The organism is Glutamicibacter sp. NPDC127525 (genome assembly GCF_042672105.1).
In the GTDB taxonomy this organism is placed as follows: Bacteria; Actinomycetota; Actinomycetes; order Actinomycetales; family Micrococcaceae; genus Glutamicibacter.
The window spans coordinates 899,431-914,779 of sequence record NZ_JBHXVN010000001.1 but is presented as its reverse complement, the minus strand read 5'-3'; the positions used below and the strand labels follow the sequence as shown (position 1 = coordinate 914,779).

Genomic DNA, 15,349 nt, shown 5'->3' with positions numbered 1-15,349 from the left:
AGGATGCAGGGCCATGCGTGGGGCATTGGGGAATAAGAATATTGCGCGTTCTGGGTGGACTTGGGTGGCAGCGCTCAGCTTGCTGGCCGGTTCCATTCCGCTCTCCGCCGCGGCCCCGATGCCCGTGCTGGCGGCTGCGGCAGTGCCGGCCGCAACGGTGGACGTTGCCAGTGCCATATCCATCGACTTGCCGGTCCGGGTGCGCACCACGGCGGATCTGAATATGCGCACCGGCGCCTCGACCAGTTACCGGATCCTGGTGCAGATACCCACGGGGACCTCGGTTCCTGTATCCGGGCGTGCCTCCAACGGCTGGTACAAGGTCAGCTACAACGGGTACACCGGGTACGTCAGCGGCTACTACGTGGTCGCCGCTTCGGTGCGCACGCTCGATGACCTGAATCTGCGCACCGGCACATCCACCAGCTACCGGGTCCTGCTGAGCATCCCGAAAGGGAAGACGGTTCCCGCCTACGCCCGCGCCTCCAACGGATGGTACAAGGCCAGTTACGGAGGGTACACCGGCTGGGTCAGCGGCAGCTACGTGACCACCTATCCGAAGCCGCCCTCCGCCCCGCAGTCCACCGGTCCCAACCGGACATCGAGGGTGGTGCTCACCTTCGATGACTGCCCGCGCACGCTGAGCGCCTTCACCTCGGTGATGGATTACGCCGCCAGCAGCAACATCGGCCTTGTGATCGCTCCCACCGGCGATTGCCTCGGCTCGTTCAAGTCGCGCTACGGCGTGGACCTGGCCGCACTGGCCCGGGCCAAGGGCCAATGGGTGATCAACCATTCGATCAGCCACCCGGATCTGCGCCCGCTGTCCTGCCAGCAGGCCGGTGCGCAACTGGGCGGTTCCGGAGTGCACACGAATTTCGGGCGCCCGCCTTTTGGAGCCATCGACGGTTCGGTGCGTTGCGGCTACGACAGCCGCGGGATGGCCATCTGGACCTGGTCCCGCGACACCCGCGACTGGGACGTGAAATCCAAGTCGATCACCATCTCGCGGGCCTCGGCCGCGGTGCCCGGGGACACCGTGCTGATGCACATGCAGTGGTACGGCTTCTCGCCCGATGCGCTGCGCCAGATCAAGGCGAACCTCGGCGCCCGCTCGGTGGGCGTGTGCCGGGCCTACCACGGGTCCGATGGCACCGGCGCGGTGGTGCGCACCCCGGTGCTGCTGCCCAGTTCGCTGCCCTGCTGAACCGGCAAGCACCCTTCGGAGGCAGATCTCACAGTCCCCGGAGGGTGGCGCGCATCATATGAGCATGGGCTAACTTGCATGCACTTCGTAGACTAGAGGTATGGCTACTTCCACTTCCACTACGGTCTCGCTGTCAATGCCTCGGATCCCGCGGGTGCGCCGCACCCCGGCCGAGATTGCAGCTGCCTCCCCAACGGTCACCGAGCGCAAGGTCCTGCTGGCCGCTCCTCGCGGCTACTGCGCAGGCGTGGACCGGGCAGTGGTTGCCGTTGAAAAGGCGCTGGAGCACTACGGTCCTCCGGTGTACGTGCGCAAGCAGATCGTGCACAACCTGCACGTGGTCTCCGAGCTGGAATCCCGCGGAGCGATTTTCGTCGAGGAGAACGAGGAAGTGCCCGAGGGCGCCCTAGTGGTCTTCTCCGCCCACGGCGTCTCCCCGGCCGTGGTGCAGTCCGCGGCGGACCGCAACCTGCAGACCATCGATGCCACCTGCCCGCTGGTCACCAAGGTGCACCGCGAAGCCGTGCGCTTCGCCAAGAACGACTACGAGATCCTGCTGATCGGCCACGAAGGCCATGAAGAGGTCGAGGGCACCTACGGCGAAGCCCCGGAGGTCACCACCATCGTGAACAACCCCGAGGAAGCCGACACCGTCCAGGTGAAGAACCCGGACAAGCTGATCTGGCTCTCGCAGACCACCCTGAGCGTGGACGAGACCATGGAAACCGTGCGCCGGCTGCGCGAGCGCTTCCCGAACCTGCAGGATCCACCCAGCGATGACATCTGCTACGCAACCACCAACCGCCAGGCCGCGATCAAGAACATTGCGCCGCAGTCGGATCTGGTGATCGTGGTCGGTTCGGCGAACTCCTCGAACTCGGTGCGCCTGGTCGAGGTGGCACTGGACCACGGGGCAAAGGCTTCCTACCGCGTGGACTTCGCCAACGAAGTGGACGAGGCCTGGTTCGAGGGCGTCTCCACCGTCGGCGTGACCTCCGGTGCCTCGGTGCCAGAGGTGCTGGTCCGCGAAGTCGTGGCGCTGCTGGCAGAGTACGGCTTCACCGACGTTTCCGAGGTCACCACCGCGCAGGAAGACATCATCTTCTCGCTGCCCAAGGAAATCCGCGGAAAGCTCAAGGAAGCCGGGGACGAGGAACGTGCCCTGGGCGGACACGCCCGCCCGCAGGCCTGATTTCTCCATAAGAATTCAAGCGCCAGTACACCATTGCGCGCTCATCACTAGTAAAAGGTAGAATTTCCTCCCGTGGCTCTTACTATCGGAATCGTCGGACTGCCAAACGTCGGCAAGTCCACCATGTTCAACGCGCTGACCCGTGCCCAGGTGCTGGCAGCCAACTACCCGTTCGCAACCATCGAACCCAATGTGGGTGTCGTGCCGTTGCCTGACTCGCGGCTGAAGGTGCTCGCCGGAATCTTCAATTCCGAGCGCATCCTGCCTGCGACCGTCTCCTTCGTGGATATCGCCGGCATCGTCAAGGGCGCTTCGGAAGGCGAAGGCCTGGGCAATAAGTTCCTGGCGACAATCCGCGAAGCTGATGCGATCTGCCAGGTCACCCGCGCATTCGTGAATGACGACGTGATACATGTGAACGGCAAGGTGGACCCGGCCTCGGATATCGAGACCATCGCTACCGAGCTGATCCTCGCGGACCTGCAGACCATCGAGAACCAGCTGCCTCGCCTGGAAAAGGAACTGCGCACCAAGAAGATCGAGAAGTCGTTCCTGGACGCAGTGCTCAACGCGCAGAAGGTGCTCGAAGAAGGCATCACCTTGTTCGCCGCCGCGAAGACCAAGGGCGTGGACCTTGAAGAGCTCGCGCCGATGCAGCTGATGACCACCAAGCCATTCATCTACGTGTTCAACACCGATGAGGCTGGCCTGGCCGATACCGAGATGCAGGCCAAGCTCTCCGAGCTGGTTGCCCCTGCCGAGGCGATCTTCCTGGATGCCCAGTTCGAATCCGAACTGGCTGAACTGGAAGAAGACGAAGCGGCCGAAATGATGGAAGATGCCGGCATCGTCGAGTCCGGCCTGGGCAAGCTGGCCCGCGTCGGCTTCGACACCCTGGGCCTGCAGACCTACCTGACCGCTGGCCCGAAGGAAACCCGCGCATGGACCATCGCCAAGGGCGCCACCGCGCCTGAGGCAGCCGGTGTCATCCACACCGACTTCCAGCGCGGCTTCATCAAGGCCGAGGTCATCGGCTTCGAAGACCTCGTTGCCGCTGGTTCGGTGGCTAATGCCAAGTCTGCGGGCAAGGCCCGCATCGAAGGCAAGGAATACATCATGAAGGACGGCGACGTCGTGGAGTTCCGCTTCAACGTGTAGTCGCGTTCCGCTTCAATGTCCCGCTCGAGTGCCCGGATCTCCCTGTGGAGATCCGGGCACTTGATCTATGTGCGACCAGCAGGCGAGTCGCCGTGCCAGGGACTAGCGAAATGTTCGGCTGATCGCGCTGCCGGTCTGGAACAGGGTGATCCACACCAGGAACTTCTGGACTGGACGCAGCGGCCATGCGACAAGTCCTCGCCACCCTTGGCGTCGCGACCAGGACCTGCTGATCCGCAGCTGTGTGCCACCGGTCGCGTTCGCCAAGGTGAATTCAGCCAGAATCGAATTACCCTGCGCGACGTCGGGATAGCCAAAGCTCCATGCGATCCTGTCCGGTTGGTGAATTGCGATGAGCTCAACACTGCGTCGACGAAACTGAGGCTTGATCTTCACAGGTTTGCCGTCTGGATAGATTGCGGGTGCCGTGCCCTCCCAGACCGTACCCGGCATCGCTTCTTGACCGGTCTGGTCGAGGGTGCCGATGCTCGGTTCCCACTCGGGGATACGTGCGGGATCTGTGAGGAACGCCCACACTTCGTCCAGTGGTGCGGATACGAAAGTCTCAATCGTTCCCGTGGTCCGCCCCTTCACTTTCGTTGCAAAGGGCATGGACTTCATAGAGGGCGAGTCGGCCCGATCGAGGCGTTCGATGAGCGCATCGGATGTTGTGCCAAGGCGGCCGAGGATATCCGTGATCAGGCCGCTGGGCTCTCCGACGAGTTCCCGGAGAACGGCGGCAGCGTCGCCCGACTTGCCTTTGCTGCTGGATTTCGCGATGAGGTCCCGAGCGGGACGAGTCCACTCGTACCCATCCGTCTCATGGAACACGATGCGCCCGGCCTCGGGGAACGACGCCTCGATGCCGAGTGAAGCCAGCTGTGCATCACGTTGGTCCTCGACGGCGAGACGGGCGCTGTCAATGTCGATACCCAGCTCGCGCAGTGCGCGGCCGGCAGACTGGTCGTTGATGACCAATGCGAGGAACAGGTGGTCGATGTCGGCTTCGCGGAGCCCGAGCCGGGATGCTTCCTCCATGGCGGCCAGGGAAAGCGATTGGCTGGTCTGAGCGGCGCGGACGAGTTTGTTCATCTGTTCCTCCTGGGTGTCGAGATCGCGGGGTCAATTCTTTTGGAGTGCTTCTTGTGGGCAGCTTGTCGCGTCACTCCGAGCGCGTCGGCGATCTCCTGCCAACTCATGCCCGAACGCAACGCGGCCTCGACCTGCCGAAGTTCCAAGGTGTCCGCAAGCACGCGCAAGGACGCTACGGCCCGCAATCCCGCTTTCGGGTCGCTGGTATCGGCTGCTACTGTTGCGATCCGCGGAGACTCCATGTCGTCAACCTATGTTGCTAAGTGGCCGGATGTCAACCTGGGTTGCCTATTTGCTCGGCGAGTTTGGTGTTCGCAGGGCCAAGAGAGGGTCGACGCTTCGGGGATTCGCCGGGTACTGAGAGGTTGGTAAGAGCGGCGACGTGGTGGAGTTTAGATTTTCGAACTAGAGTGCGGACTTGAGGACAGCCCAGAAGCGCGCTTCCGGGCCTGTCGAGCCCGGACGCTCTTCAAGCATCAGCCTGAGCGCGGTTGAGCCCCATGGAGACATACGCGGAGAACCCCGCTCGCTTCGCGAACTTGATGCGTCGCCGCTGTGTCTCGGTGAAGCCGAGCTTGGCGTACAGCCCGAGGGCGGGGGTGTTGGTGTCCTTGATGTCGCGCAGCACGAACTTGTCGGAGGGCAGTTCCAGGAGCCGGCGCATCAGCGCAGTGGCTACGCCTTTGCCCTGATGCTGCGGCGCTGTCGTGACGAACGCAATCTCCGTCAGACCGGTGCGGGCACCGTCATAGGCCCCCATGAATCGACTGCGGATGATCCGATAGCTGATCATGCCGTGTATTGGACCGAGCACGCGCTGGAGCTCGCGCCGATCCGGCTCGAAGCACTCCTGCTCGCCTTCGGTGACGACCGCGACCGCGGCGGGCTCGCCGTCGACGAGCGCGACGTGGAAGCGCTCCAGGATGAGCATCGGGGCGAACGCGTCGGCAAGCACACCGGGGTCCTTGGAGAAGAACGCGAAATCCTCGGCGAACCCTTGCGTGAGAACTTCAGCGATCCTGTGCCGATACCCCTCACCCAGTTCGTCTGCGCGCGCGACTTCGATCTTCATCGGGGTCCTCCTGTGAACATTCGTAGGATCAGCTCGACATCGGGCTCCGCAAATCCCTCCCGAAGAGCAACGTGCATCGTCGTTATACCGGCAAGCATGGCGAAGTAGTGAGAAGTCATTCGGGTTGGGTCTCCCGCGGTGATTTGGCCTGCGGCCTGGCCTCGACTGATGAGCAAGGCGAAGGCCCGCCAGAGCGTCCCCTGCGTTGCGGCCAGTCGCGCCGCAGTCCCCTCAGGAGTGTCCGTCGAGAAGCCCTGGTTGATCACCATGTAGAACTCGGCCGCGCCGTTGTTCGCTGCGAGGTCTGCCACGTATACCTCGGTGAAGGATCGGATCATGGAGAGCGGATCCCCTTCGGTCGAGAGCTGAACGGCGACAGCCTCGAGCCCGCGTGAGGCCTGATCGATTAGTTCATCGAACAGTCCTTCCTTGCTCGCATAGTGCCGGTAGATCGACCCAGTGCTGATTCCCGCCTCGACGGCGATCTGACGCATGTTCGTGGCCGCGAAACCACGGTGCGCGAAGACCCGGACGGCGGCCGTCTCCACAGCAGCGCGTGTGGCTGAACGCAACGCTTCATTCTGTTCCGTTGTCCGCGGCACGAAGATCCTTTCAATGAATTTCTGTTCATTTTATGCTTCGATCGCAGACGGCACAACTCTGTGCTCTTCCTGGGCTGGTGCCCGCGAGGTGCCAGGTGGTCGGTGGATTGATTCGTGGCACCGGTTCGGCACCCAGCGGTTGGTAGTGCCGGAACTCGGTGGAGTTCCGCTTCAACGTGCAATTCTCATGTCTCAATCGCCCTCGATTTCTTTTGGAGCCGGGGGTGATTTTTTGCCTCGTGCCATTGATTCATCACGAAGTGGCGCCGGAAGGAAAGCTCCTCCACATTAGCGATGCCGTTCAAGGTGCATGGGCCTTTTCCCTTATGGGGCAACGCCGCAAGCAGGCTGAGGAACCAGGCCCCGCGTTGCGGCGATTTAACCGACGGTCTGGGAGCCGGATCCGCGCGGCAATCCGGACGAACTCCGCCCTGCGCTCTAGAGCTCTTACTTGGGTGGAGCCCGGAAGCGCGATTAGGGACCTGTTGAGTTCATGGGCACTCAAGTATCGGCCTGAGCTCCCTGCGGCCACTGCCCGCGGCGCGCAAGGAGCTGCCCTGCCGATCATGCCCCGCAGAGGACGGGATTCTCCGGCACCTTGTGCGTGCGGAAGTCAGGCGCGATCCATCGCGTCGATGTATCGCGTCAGCGCGTCGCGGTTCTGCTGGAGCAGGACGATGCGCTCGGCCAGCTTGTCGCGCTGTTCGACGAGCATCGCGCGCAGTTCGGGATCGGGATCGGCAACTATCGTGCTGCCAACGTCGTTCAGGCACGGGAGCATGTCGCGGATGATCCGGCTGGGGACCCCTGAGTCGAGCAGCCTGCGGATTTTCAGCACGCGCTCCACGAGATATTCGTCGTAATCGCGGTACCCGTTCTCCAGCCGCAGCGGCGTGATGAGTCCCTGCTCCTCGTAGTACCGGAGCATGCGCGTGGGCACCCCAGTTCGATTGGCCAGCTCGCCGATCCGCATTCCAGTTCTCCTTCACATCCATGTCAAGGATACGGGTCGGAACCGCCTCCCGGCCACGGCAGCTCTCCGCGAATCCGCCCGCAGGCTGCGCAGTCTGCCATGGTGCCAGAGTCCGCGGACCTGCAGGCACGGTAATTTGACCTTTACATGGATGTCAATGTTCGATGATGGTTCCATGAACAAGGAACAACGCAAGATGATTCTCGGCTTGGCGCTGACTGACGGCTACGGCACCCTGCCCGGTGCCTGGCGCGCACCGCACGTCGACCCCGGAAACTACTCGAAGGTCGAGGAGAACATTCGCTACGCCCAAGCCGCCGAGCGCGGTGGCTTCTCGTTCGTATTCACGCCCGACTTCCCGGCCGTGCGGGGCAGCCTCGAGCATTCGACCGTCAGCAACATCATGGATCCGCTCATGGAGGCGGCCGCGATCTCGCAAGCGACGAACAGCATCGGTTTCGTGCTCACGGGGTCCACGACGTTCCAGGAACCGTTCAACACGGCCCGGCAGTTCAAGACGCTGGACATCATGAGCCGTGGCCGCGCCGGCTGGAACGCCGTCACGACGAGCGACCAGCTCGTCGCGTCGAACTACGGAAAGCCCGTCGCGGACCGGGCCGAGCGATACCAGCGCGCCCATGAATCGATCCAGATCGTGCAGTCGCTCTGGGGCAGCTGGGAGATGGATGCCTGGATCAAGGACCAGGAATCGGGCCGCTTCATCGACCCCGCGAAGCTGCAGCCGATCAACCTCAGCGGCGAGTACGTCGCATCCCGCGGGCCGCTCGCGTTGCCGCCGTCGGAGCAAGGCCAGCCCGTCGTCTTCACCTCGGGAGGACCGAGCCCGCATCTGCTCGAGCTGGCGGGGCGCTATGCGAGCGGCTTCATCACGGAGGTGTGGACGATCGACGAGGCTCGCGCTGCGCGCAGGGCGCTGCGCCGGGCCGCCGAGGAAGCTGGCCGCAACCCTGATGACGTGAAGTTCATCGTCGGCATCATGACCACAGTGTCCCCAACGGTGCGTGAAGGGCTCGACCGGCGCCTGTCGATGTCAGGCGAGGTCATGGAGGCGCGCCTGCCGCACCTCAGCGCGATGATCGGTGTCCCGATCCTGTCCGAGCGCATCGACAAGCCGCTCACGCCCGAGCAGCTGGCCAGCGCTCACGCCTCGCCGCAGGACCCGCGCTCCGGGATCGCGCTCAAGGTGGCGCGCGAGGGGTGGTCGCCGCGCGACATCCTCGCGCACGGCGTGATCGACTACCATCCCGTGACCGTGGGGCCGGGAAGGGTGCACGCTGATCACCTGCAGGAATGGTTCGAGGCCGGTGCCGCCGACGGCTTCTGGCTGTCGCCCGATGTCTATGAGGACGGGGTTGACGCGTTCGTCGACGAGGTCGTGCCGATCCTGCGCGAACGCGGCCTCTATCCCGAGGACTACGTGGGCTCCACATTGCGCGAGAACCTCGGCGTCCCCGGCCAGTACGGACTCGGCGAATGGCTGAAGTGATCACGCCTGATCGGATGCCTGCGAACTCGCTCGTGCTGGTGCCGCTGGTCGCGCCGCTCGTCTGATTGCGGGTCGCAAGAGCAGAGGTTGGCCTGTGCCGGAGCCTCGTGGAGTCCAAGGATAATGTATAGTCGCGTTCCACGCTGACTACTGGATGAGCTGCGCCAGACAGAGGGCAGGATCCGCGCATTGGTGCGGGACACGGGCAAGGGAAATATGGCAGGAGACAGGAATCCATATCGCACGCATACCCCTGATACTTGAAGCAGTTACCGGAATCCAAAAGGAGGCCTGTCTTTGACGCGAGCAGACGATTCGAGCGAAGCACCGATACTTGAAACTGCGCTGGAGATTGTTGCGCACGCAGAACTGGCAGAACAAGATGCCGCGGAGCTTCGCAGACTGTTCGATGCCGAGTACCTGCGGGATGCCGGCATCTGGGATCCGGATCTGCCATATGGCTATGCCCCGCATGATTTCCACATCATGGCCCGGTGCAAAGGCGAGGTTGTCGGCCATGTCGGGTGGGCGCGACGCACGATCGGTGTGGGAGGCCGCGGCCTTGTCGTTGCAGGTGTGGGTGGAGTGCTGGTTTCCGAGCGCGCGCGGGGCCGCGGCCTAGGCGGGATCCTGATGAATCTCGTGGCTTCATCGATGGTTGATGCCGGCGGTATTGCGTTCGGCTATCTCGGTTGTCGCGAGGAGGTGGCCGCTTTCTACAGCTCGTGCGGATGGACTCGGATTTCCGCTGCCGAGCGTTCGATTAGCCGTGGAGGCCACGCAATTTACGACCCGCCGGGCCAACCTCTGCTTATTTTGCCCATCGAGTCCCAGCTTGCTTCCTGGCCAGAAGGTGAAGTCGACCTTCGCGGGCGGGCGTGGTGACGCCCAAGCGATATCCTACGCAGGCTATGACCGGGCTTGGCGATAGCCCGGGCTATTTTTCACGGTCGATGTTGTATATCCCCACAGCTCAACATACCGTTGGAAGAAAAAGGATCGAGCGCTAGGGAAGTGGAGGCAGATCGAATGAGGAAACTTCCCAAGGTAGCCTGGCTACGAGTCTCGGTGTACCTTGGCATCTCGATTTTGGGGCTGGCCTTGTTCCTTGCGTGCTATTGCATGATTTCCGGCCGGTCGCTCGCCGAGGCTCTTGGCAGCTTCTGGATCGCGATAGCAATTGCTCTTGCTACATCCGCTATCACTGCGGTACGCGACCAACGGCAAGACACTGGAACCGAGTATTCCGAGCCGGAACTATAGCCCCTGCCTTTCGGCTGGTTCAGTTGGAAGGCTTAGTTGCGATGCCGTCGAGCCACAGAACATCTGATTCGTCATTGTGCTTGCCTCCGGATCCAACGTGCTTGCTAGCGATAGTCGGTCCCTTTTGAATGACATGGACCATCGCCATGCCGTGGCCCCGGCCCAGCTGGTAGTCCTCCTTGAGCCATGCCAGAATCTCTGCTGCTTTGACCCCTTCTTGGCTAAGGCCTTTCTCACGGGCGATCTCGATCAACTGGCGAGCAGTGAGCCCGGTCTTCATTTCTATGGTGTCCAGATAGGCTTGAAATGACATGGAGAAACCTCTCGAAGGCATGAATAGGTGCCTCGAATACTAGACCTAATCCCACGCCGCGCATAGAAGTAGTAGCCGGAGGATGCCACGCGGCTAGCGCACGAGAACCACGGTGTGCTCCACGACTGGCATCCTTGCGGCCTTCCGCGTCTAATCGCCACCAGTGATGGCGCCCTGATCAGCAGCAACCAGACTGGTTGAAATGACCCGCAGGCAAGTAAAGACGCATGCCTCGGGACAGTGGAGAACGGCTGCCCGCAAGTGCTGAAGCCTAGTTCCGTCAGCTGAATTCCAACGTGTAATTCTCCGCCGTTGGCAGGTGCCCGGGATCGTCTTCAAACGGCATGTAATCGACTGAATGCAGGTATCCGGCAACAACCCAGAGATCCAGATGCCCCAGCTCCTTGCCATCTTTTGAAACGAGAACAGTGGAGAATGGGCCACCACCATGCCGGACGCTTTGGCAATCGAGTTTGCTTGTGAAGGAAATCGAGAAGCACTCGCATTCTTTGAACTGGTAGCCGCCCCAACGCGCAAACTTCAGTTGCTGTCGAGCCTTTGCTGATTCAGCATCTGTGCCGCTGCAGAGCAAGGCCAGCAGCTCTAGTTCAGCAGGTCGAAGTTCTCCGCCTGGGACTCGCTTAGGTCGGTTATCCATGGGGACAGCCTATATTGCCCTGTGACTAGGAATTGCATCGCTACGTTCCTAGAGCAGCAGCATCGAAGAAGCTACCTCGGAGATCGCCGAAGACGGAATGGCAGTTGAAGCGTTTTCAAGGACGAGCAAGGAAGCGTTCGGGATTTCTTCGGCTAGCACTATGCCGTTGCCGACGGGGAAAAACGGATCCTTTGCACCGTGAACCACCAAGGTGGGGATATCGAGCTCGGACAGCCGCTCGCGCCAGCGCGGAGTGCAGTCCAGCTTGGAAAAGACGATCCCGATCTGGTTTGCCAGATGGGCTTCGGGCTCTGCGCTGGCCGTACGGTCCCAGATGCGGGAGGCCAAGTCCATGGCAACTTCTGGATCATTGCCTAGAATTTGCGAACCCTCGGCGGAGAATTGGGCAACGGCCGCGCGGTCTGCCCAATCCGGCATAGGGCGGGACAACAGCTTGCCCATGGTTGCCTGGTCATGATCTGGCAAATCTTTGTCTACCGGACCGGGAGCTACTGGTCGTGTGCCTATCAGCGTCAGGGCGCCAAATGATTTGGGATGATCCAGCGCCGCAATCTGCGCGATCATGCCGCTGACTCCGATACCGGCTACATGCGCTGGACGGTTATCCAGTAATCTGGCCAGCGCTGCGGCATCCGAGGCCAGATCGCGCAGGTTGTAATCGGGTTTCATCGGGTTCCCGGCCGTTGATTCACCGCAATCCCGCAGGTCGTAGCGAACCACATGGCGCCCGCCAGCGGCCAGAGCCTGGCACAGGGCATCTGGCCAAGCAAGCATGGTGGTTCCGCCGATGAGGAGAACCAATGGATCACTTTTGCTGCCGAAGGATTCGGCACCGAGCTCCACACCGTTGGCTTCAACCGTTCCCATGCGCGACCTGCCTTTGCTATCAGAATCCAAGGATGGCTTGCCTGCCGTCCTGGGGTCAATAGGAATCGGAGTTCTAGAAGAGCGGCCAGGGCACGGCGGGCATCTGCCCCCTATGAGCAGGGAAGTGCCCTTCGCTGCACAGGGTAGCGCAGCGCTCGGCGAGCGCCGCGATTTCTTCATCGTCTAGCAGGTTGGTCAGTTCTTGGCCAAGTTCTGCGTGCAGGGCTTCGCTGACCGTCCGGAGGCCGGCCAGTTCTTCTTCACCCAGCGGTTGGCCAACCCAACCCCAAAGCACGGTGCGCAGCTTGTGCTCTGCGTTGAAGCAGAGCCCATGATCGACTCCGTAGCGGTGGCCACCGGGCATGGCTAGAACGTGGTCGCCCTTGCGGTCTGCGTTGTTGACCAGTGCATCGAAGACCGCCATGCGCCGCAGCGCAGGTGTATCCTCGTGGATCAACGTCATCTGCCGCCCCGATTCATCCTGCCCATGCAGAATGGTCTTCCAACCGCCAGCTGGCACCATGTCCGCGGCTACGATGTCTACTGGGTGCTGTCCTCGATCAACTTCTTGCCATAGCTGCACCATGCCTTCGCCAAACTGCCCTTCGCGCAGCCAAGTGCGCGGGACGAGGTTCCAGCCCAGGGCTTCAGATACGAGGAAGGCGGCAACTTCGCGGTATGCGAGGGTGCCTTGGGGAAAATCCCAGAGGGGTTTCTCGCCAGCAATGGGCTTGTAGACCACGCTGTTCTCGCCGATGCTGCCCAGGAAAGTTGCGTTGGAGGCGGTGGTGATGCGGCCGGTGAGTTCCAGCTGCGCGGTCAGCAGATCGGGAGAGCTCATTCGCCGTTCTCATCTTTGCAAGTGTGCCCATCCGGATCAATCGGATAACCGCAGTTGGCGCACATAGGCCGCCCAGCAGCCACGATCTCGTGGGTGCGCATGGCGAAAGCGCGTGCAGTGCCTACGGGCATGCGCACGCGCAGGAGCGCGCCCGGTCCATCTGGATCAAAGTCGGCTTCATCTTCTTCGTTCAAGGAGAAGGCTTCCAGAACTACCTGCGCTACGGTGGCATCCCATCCGAGATTCATGGAACCCACCCGGAAGGACTCGTTGACTTCTTCCAGCGGATCGTTGTCAACCAGTTCCACCGGAGTATGTTCGGGAACGCTGAAGGGGTTGCCCTTGACGGTGGAGAGCTGATCGAGAATCTCGTCAATCATCTCGGCAACCACCGCGGCTTGCTGTTTTTCCAAGGCGATGCTGGACAGTTCCTTGCCGGCTCTTGCCTGGAGGTAGAAGGTGCGGGACCCGGGCTCGCCGATGGTGCCAATGACAATGCGGTCTGGCCAATTGAATTCGTTGACTGTTGCCGTCATTTCGCTCTCCTTAGTGTCCTGCTCCGCCGCCGACTGGGGCGTCGGTTGTCTTGATTCCTGGGGCTAGCCAGGAGAGGTCTCCGGCGTCGGTGTTGATGGAATACACGCGAGGCGCACCGGTCCCGTAGTGCACAATTGATGCGGAAGCCGGGCCCACATTCAGTCGCTGGAACAGATCCAAATGCATTCCCAGCGCGTCAGCCAGTATCGATTTGATGATATCGCCATGGCTGAAGGCTGCCCATACTGCTCCGGCACCATGTTCGGCCTCGATGGCCGCGTCATGGCGCCTGATGGCTGCTACTGCCCGGGATTGCATTCCGGCCATGGATTCGCCATCCGGGAAGGTCACCGAGGACGGAGCTGACTGCACTGTTTTCCAGAGGTCTTCGGCGGCCAAGTCCTGCAGCGTGCGGCCTTGCCACTGGCCGTAGTCGCATTCCGAGAGTTCGGGTTCAATCAGCAATTGCTCCGCTGGGCTTTGCCGTTGCATGGCGAACTCCGCCGTCTGCACACAGCGTTCCAGCGGGCTTGAGACAACGCCAGCCAAGGGGAGCGCTGCTAGGCGTTCGGCGGTACGAATCGCCTGTTCTTCGCCGGTTTGGTCGAGGAATACTGAGGGGGTGCGTCCGGCCAGTACGCCGGTGGCGTTGGCGGTAGTGCGTCCGTGCCGCACAAGGATTACTGTGGCCATGAACCCAGCCTAGTCATGGAGATGGTGGCAAGCGACTCCTGGGCTGAAAACAGGTCCGGGGCTTCGAAGAGCCCGGCAGGTTCTGGAGGTGCGGTACCTTCACCCGTTGCACCCTTGCTGCAACGCGAGGGCCAGGGCTGATCATTGGTTCGCCGAGCGAACGCTATGGCTCGATGAGCGCCGGGCGAGGTGTGAGTTCAGTCCTCATAACAGCGCCTTTGCTCGTACCGGCTCACGGCATCGGGGTACCATGAAAGTTGGCCAATTCGGGGCGGCAGCTCCCGGAAGTCCCTTGCAAATGACTCGTCGAAAGCGGCGACGCCATGATCCACCACTGGATGTGGTCTTATAAACGGAGTGATAATTCTTGTCTGGAGTCCTCCAGCAGCCAGCGTCAGAACAGCGGTCTGATTCCAAGACACGCACCATCTATGTCGACGGCGAGCATGCTGGCCGGCGGATCGAGAAGTTCCTCCGGGTCCAGCTCAAGACGGTGCCCGCCGGGCAGCTTTTCCGGCTGATGCGCAAAGGGCAACTGCGTGTCAACGGCAAGAAAGTCCAGGAAGGCTACCGGCTAGCCGTAAACGACCAGATCACGCTGCCGGCGCTATATGCAGAACAGGGCGTGGCACCAGCCTTCGATGTCCCGGCACCCTTGCTCAAGCGGCTACGCAACTGCGTCCTGCACGAAGACCAGGACGTCCTGGTGATTGACAAGCCTGCCGGCGTCGCCGTGCACCGGGGAACCGATGTTCCTGCGGGGGTTATCGAAGCTTTCCGCCAGTTGCGCCCCGAGCTGCCGGACCTGGAATTGAGCCACCGGCTGGATCGCGATACTTCCGGGCTGCTGGTGTTGGCGAAGACCCCGAGCATGCTGCGCTACCTGCATGAGATGTTTCGGGAGAGCGAAGAGGAGATAGAACGCCACTACCTTGCGCTCGTTGCCGGGCATTGGAGCTACAAGACCGAATCGATCCACTCGCCGCTGCTGCGCCGTGCCGACAAGGTCGTGGTTGATCCGAACGGGCAGCGAGCCGAAACCCATGTCACCGTGAAGCAGCGCGTAGGCCAGCGCGCCACCATTCTGGATGTGCAGCTGATGACCGGACGCAAGCACCAGATCCGGGTCCACCTGCAAAGCGAAGGCCATCCGATTGCAGGAGACGACCGGTATGGCTTCGCGAAGTTCAACCGCCGCGTCGAACAGCTTGGGGGTCGCGGGCTGTTCCTGCATGCGACTAAGCTGGTGATTCCCAAGCCCGATGGCCAGGAACTGGTGATCGAGGCACCCATGCCGCAGCGCTGGAAGCAGTTGCTGAAGGCGGGGCTATAGCCCAAGCAAGGCTGGCGGGA

17 protein-coding genes are annotated in these 15,349 nt (G+C 61.9%); 6 read left to right on the top strand and 11 right to left on the bottom strand.

Annotation, left to right across the window (positions count from 1 at the left end; all coding sequences use genetic code 11):
- Window positions 1–13: 13 nt before the first annotated feature.
- From ACFVHU_RS04245 to ychF, 3 genes are all read left to right on the top strand, one after another.
- On the top strand, window positions 14–1,207 hold the full coding sequence (locus ACFVHU_RS04245) for an SH3 domain-containing protein (protein WP_332489172.1): 1,194 nt from the start codon (window positions 14–16) through the stop codon (window positions 1,205–1,207).
- 100 nt (window positions 1,208–1,307) lie between these two features.
- The gene (locus ACFVHU_RS04240; protein ID WP_105657584.1) at window positions 1,308–2,399 is read left to right on the top strand and encodes a 4-hydroxy-3-methylbut-2-enyl diphosphate reductase; all 1,092 of its coding nucleotides are present in this window, start codon (window positions 1,308–1,310) and stop codon (window positions 2,397–2,399) included.
- Between the two features lie 72 nt (window positions 2,400–2,471).
- A complete protein-coding gene (ychF, locus tag ACFVHU_RS04235) occupies window positions 2,472–3,557 on the top strand; it encodes a redox-regulated ATPase YchF (RefSeq protein WP_105657583.1) in 1,086 nt (361 codons plus the stop codon).
- A gap of 102 nt (window positions 3,558–3,659) precedes the next feature.
- On the opposite strand, the gene ACFVHU_RS04230 is transcribed toward ychF, so the two are convergent.
- The 5 genes from ACFVHU_RS04230 to ACFVHU_RS04210 form a co-directional block, all read right to left on the bottom strand.
- A complete protein-coding gene (locus ACFVHU_RS04230; RefSeq protein WP_388022641.1) occupies window positions 3,660–4,649 on the bottom strand; it encodes a Clp protease N-terminal domain-containing protein in 990 nt (329 codons plus the stop codon).
- Window positions 4,646–4,891 carry a hypothetical protein gene (locus tag ACFVHU_RS04225; RefSeq protein WP_015771057.1) on the bottom strand — a complete coding sequence of 82 codons (246 nt, stop codon included), beginning with the start codon at window positions 4,889–4,891 and terminating at the stop codon, window positions 4,646–4,648. Before ACFVHU_RS04225 ends, ACFVHU_RS04230 begins: the two co-directional genes overlap by 4 nt.
- 227 nt (window positions 4,892–5,118) lie before the next feature.
- On the bottom strand, window positions 5,119–5,721 hold the full coding sequence (locus ACFVHU_RS04220; protein WP_332728461.1) for a GNAT family N-acetyltransferase: 603 nt from the start codon (window positions 5,719–5,721) through the stop codon (window positions 5,119–5,121).
- Window positions 5,718–6,323, bottom strand: coding sequence for a TetR/AcrR family transcriptional regulator (locus tag ACFVHU_RS04215; protein ID WP_388022636.1), 606 nt, complete (start codon window positions 6,321–6,323; stop codon window positions 5,718–5,720). Before ACFVHU_RS04215 ends, ACFVHU_RS04220 begins: the two co-directional genes overlap by 4 nt.
- A gap of 613 nt (window positions 6,324–6,936) precedes the next feature.
- Entirely contained in the window at window positions 6,937–7,296 is a 360-nt protein-coding gene (locus ACFVHU_RS04210) for a MerR family transcriptional regulator (RefSeq protein WP_388022633.1), read from the bottom strand.
- A 175-nt stretch (window positions 7,297–7,471) separates the two neighbouring features.
- Here ACFVHU_RS04210 and ACFVHU_RS04205 point away from each other — a divergent pair, with 175 nt between their 5' ends.
- Both ACFVHU_RS04205 and ACFVHU_RS04200 read left to right on the top strand, forming a co-directional pair.
- Window positions 7,472–8,803 (top strand): NtaA/DmoA family FMN-dependent monooxygenase, encoded by a 1,332-nt coding sequence (locus tag ACFVHU_RS04205; protein WP_388022631.1) that lies wholly within the window; start codon window positions 7,472–7,474, stop codon window positions 8,801–8,803.
- A gap of 297 nt (window positions 8,804–9,100) precedes the next feature.
- Complete coding sequence (locus ACFVHU_RS04200) at window positions 9,101–9,688, top strand: GNAT family N-acetyltransferase (RefSeq protein ID WP_388022628.1); 588 nt, start codon at window positions 9,101–9,103, stop codon at window positions 9,686–9,688.
- Between the two features lie 397 nt (window positions 9,689–10,085).
- Here the strand turns inward: ACFVHU_RS04200 and ACFVHU_RS04195 are convergent, their stop codons facing one another.
- The 6 genes from ACFVHU_RS04195 to ACFVHU_RS04170 all read right to left on the bottom strand — a co-directional run bounded on the left by ACFVHU_RS04195 (window position 10,086) and on the right by ACFVHU_RS04170 (window position 13,996).
- Window positions 10,086–10,379: a DUF4287 domain-containing protein gene (locus tag ACFVHU_RS04195; RefSeq protein WP_332489176.1), complete on the bottom strand. Its 294-nt coding sequence runs from the start codon at window positions 10,377–10,379 to the stop codon at window positions 10,086–10,088.
- A 280-nt stretch (window positions 10,380–10,659) separates the two neighbouring features.
- Entirely contained in the window at window positions 10,660–11,037 is a 378-nt protein-coding gene (locus ACFVHU_RS04190; RefSeq protein ID WP_332489177.1) for a hypothetical protein, read from the bottom strand.
- Window positions 11,038–11,085: 48 nt separating this feature from the next.
- Entirely contained in the window at window positions 11,086–11,925 is an 840-nt protein-coding gene (locus ACFVHU_RS04185) for an alpha/beta hydrolase (RefSeq protein ID WP_332498461.1), read from the bottom strand.
- A 73-nt stretch (window positions 11,926–11,998) separates the two neighbouring features.
- Entirely contained in the window at window positions 11,999–12,766 is a 768-nt protein-coding gene (locus ACFVHU_RS04180; RefSeq protein ID WP_332489179.1) for an SCO1664 family protein, read from the bottom strand.
- The gene (locus ACFVHU_RS04175) at window positions 12,763–13,302 is read right to left on the bottom strand and encodes a DUF3090 domain-containing protein (RefSeq protein ID WP_133833662.1); all 540 of its coding nucleotides are present in this window, start codon (window positions 13,300–13,302) and stop codon (window positions 12,763–12,765) included. The genes ACFVHU_RS04180 and ACFVHU_RS04175 overlap by 4 nt, the downstream gene beginning before the upstream one ends.
- Before the next feature lie 10 nt (window positions 13,303–13,312).
- Window positions 13,313–13,996, bottom strand: a complete 684-nt coding sequence (locus tag ACFVHU_RS04170) for an MSMEG_4193 family putative phosphomutase (RefSeq protein ID WP_388022623.1) — start codon at window positions 13,994–13,996, stop codon at window positions 13,313–13,315.
- 367 nt (window positions 13,997–14,363) lie between these two features.
- Between ACFVHU_RS04170 and ACFVHU_RS04165 the strand changes: the two genes are divergently transcribed.
- On the top strand, window positions 14,364–15,329 hold the full coding sequence (locus tag ACFVHU_RS04165; RefSeq protein WP_332489181.1) for an RluA family pseudouridine synthase: 966 nt from the start codon (window positions 14,364–14,366) through the stop codon (window positions 15,327–15,329).
- Window positions 15,330–15,349 lie beyond the last annotated feature (20 nt).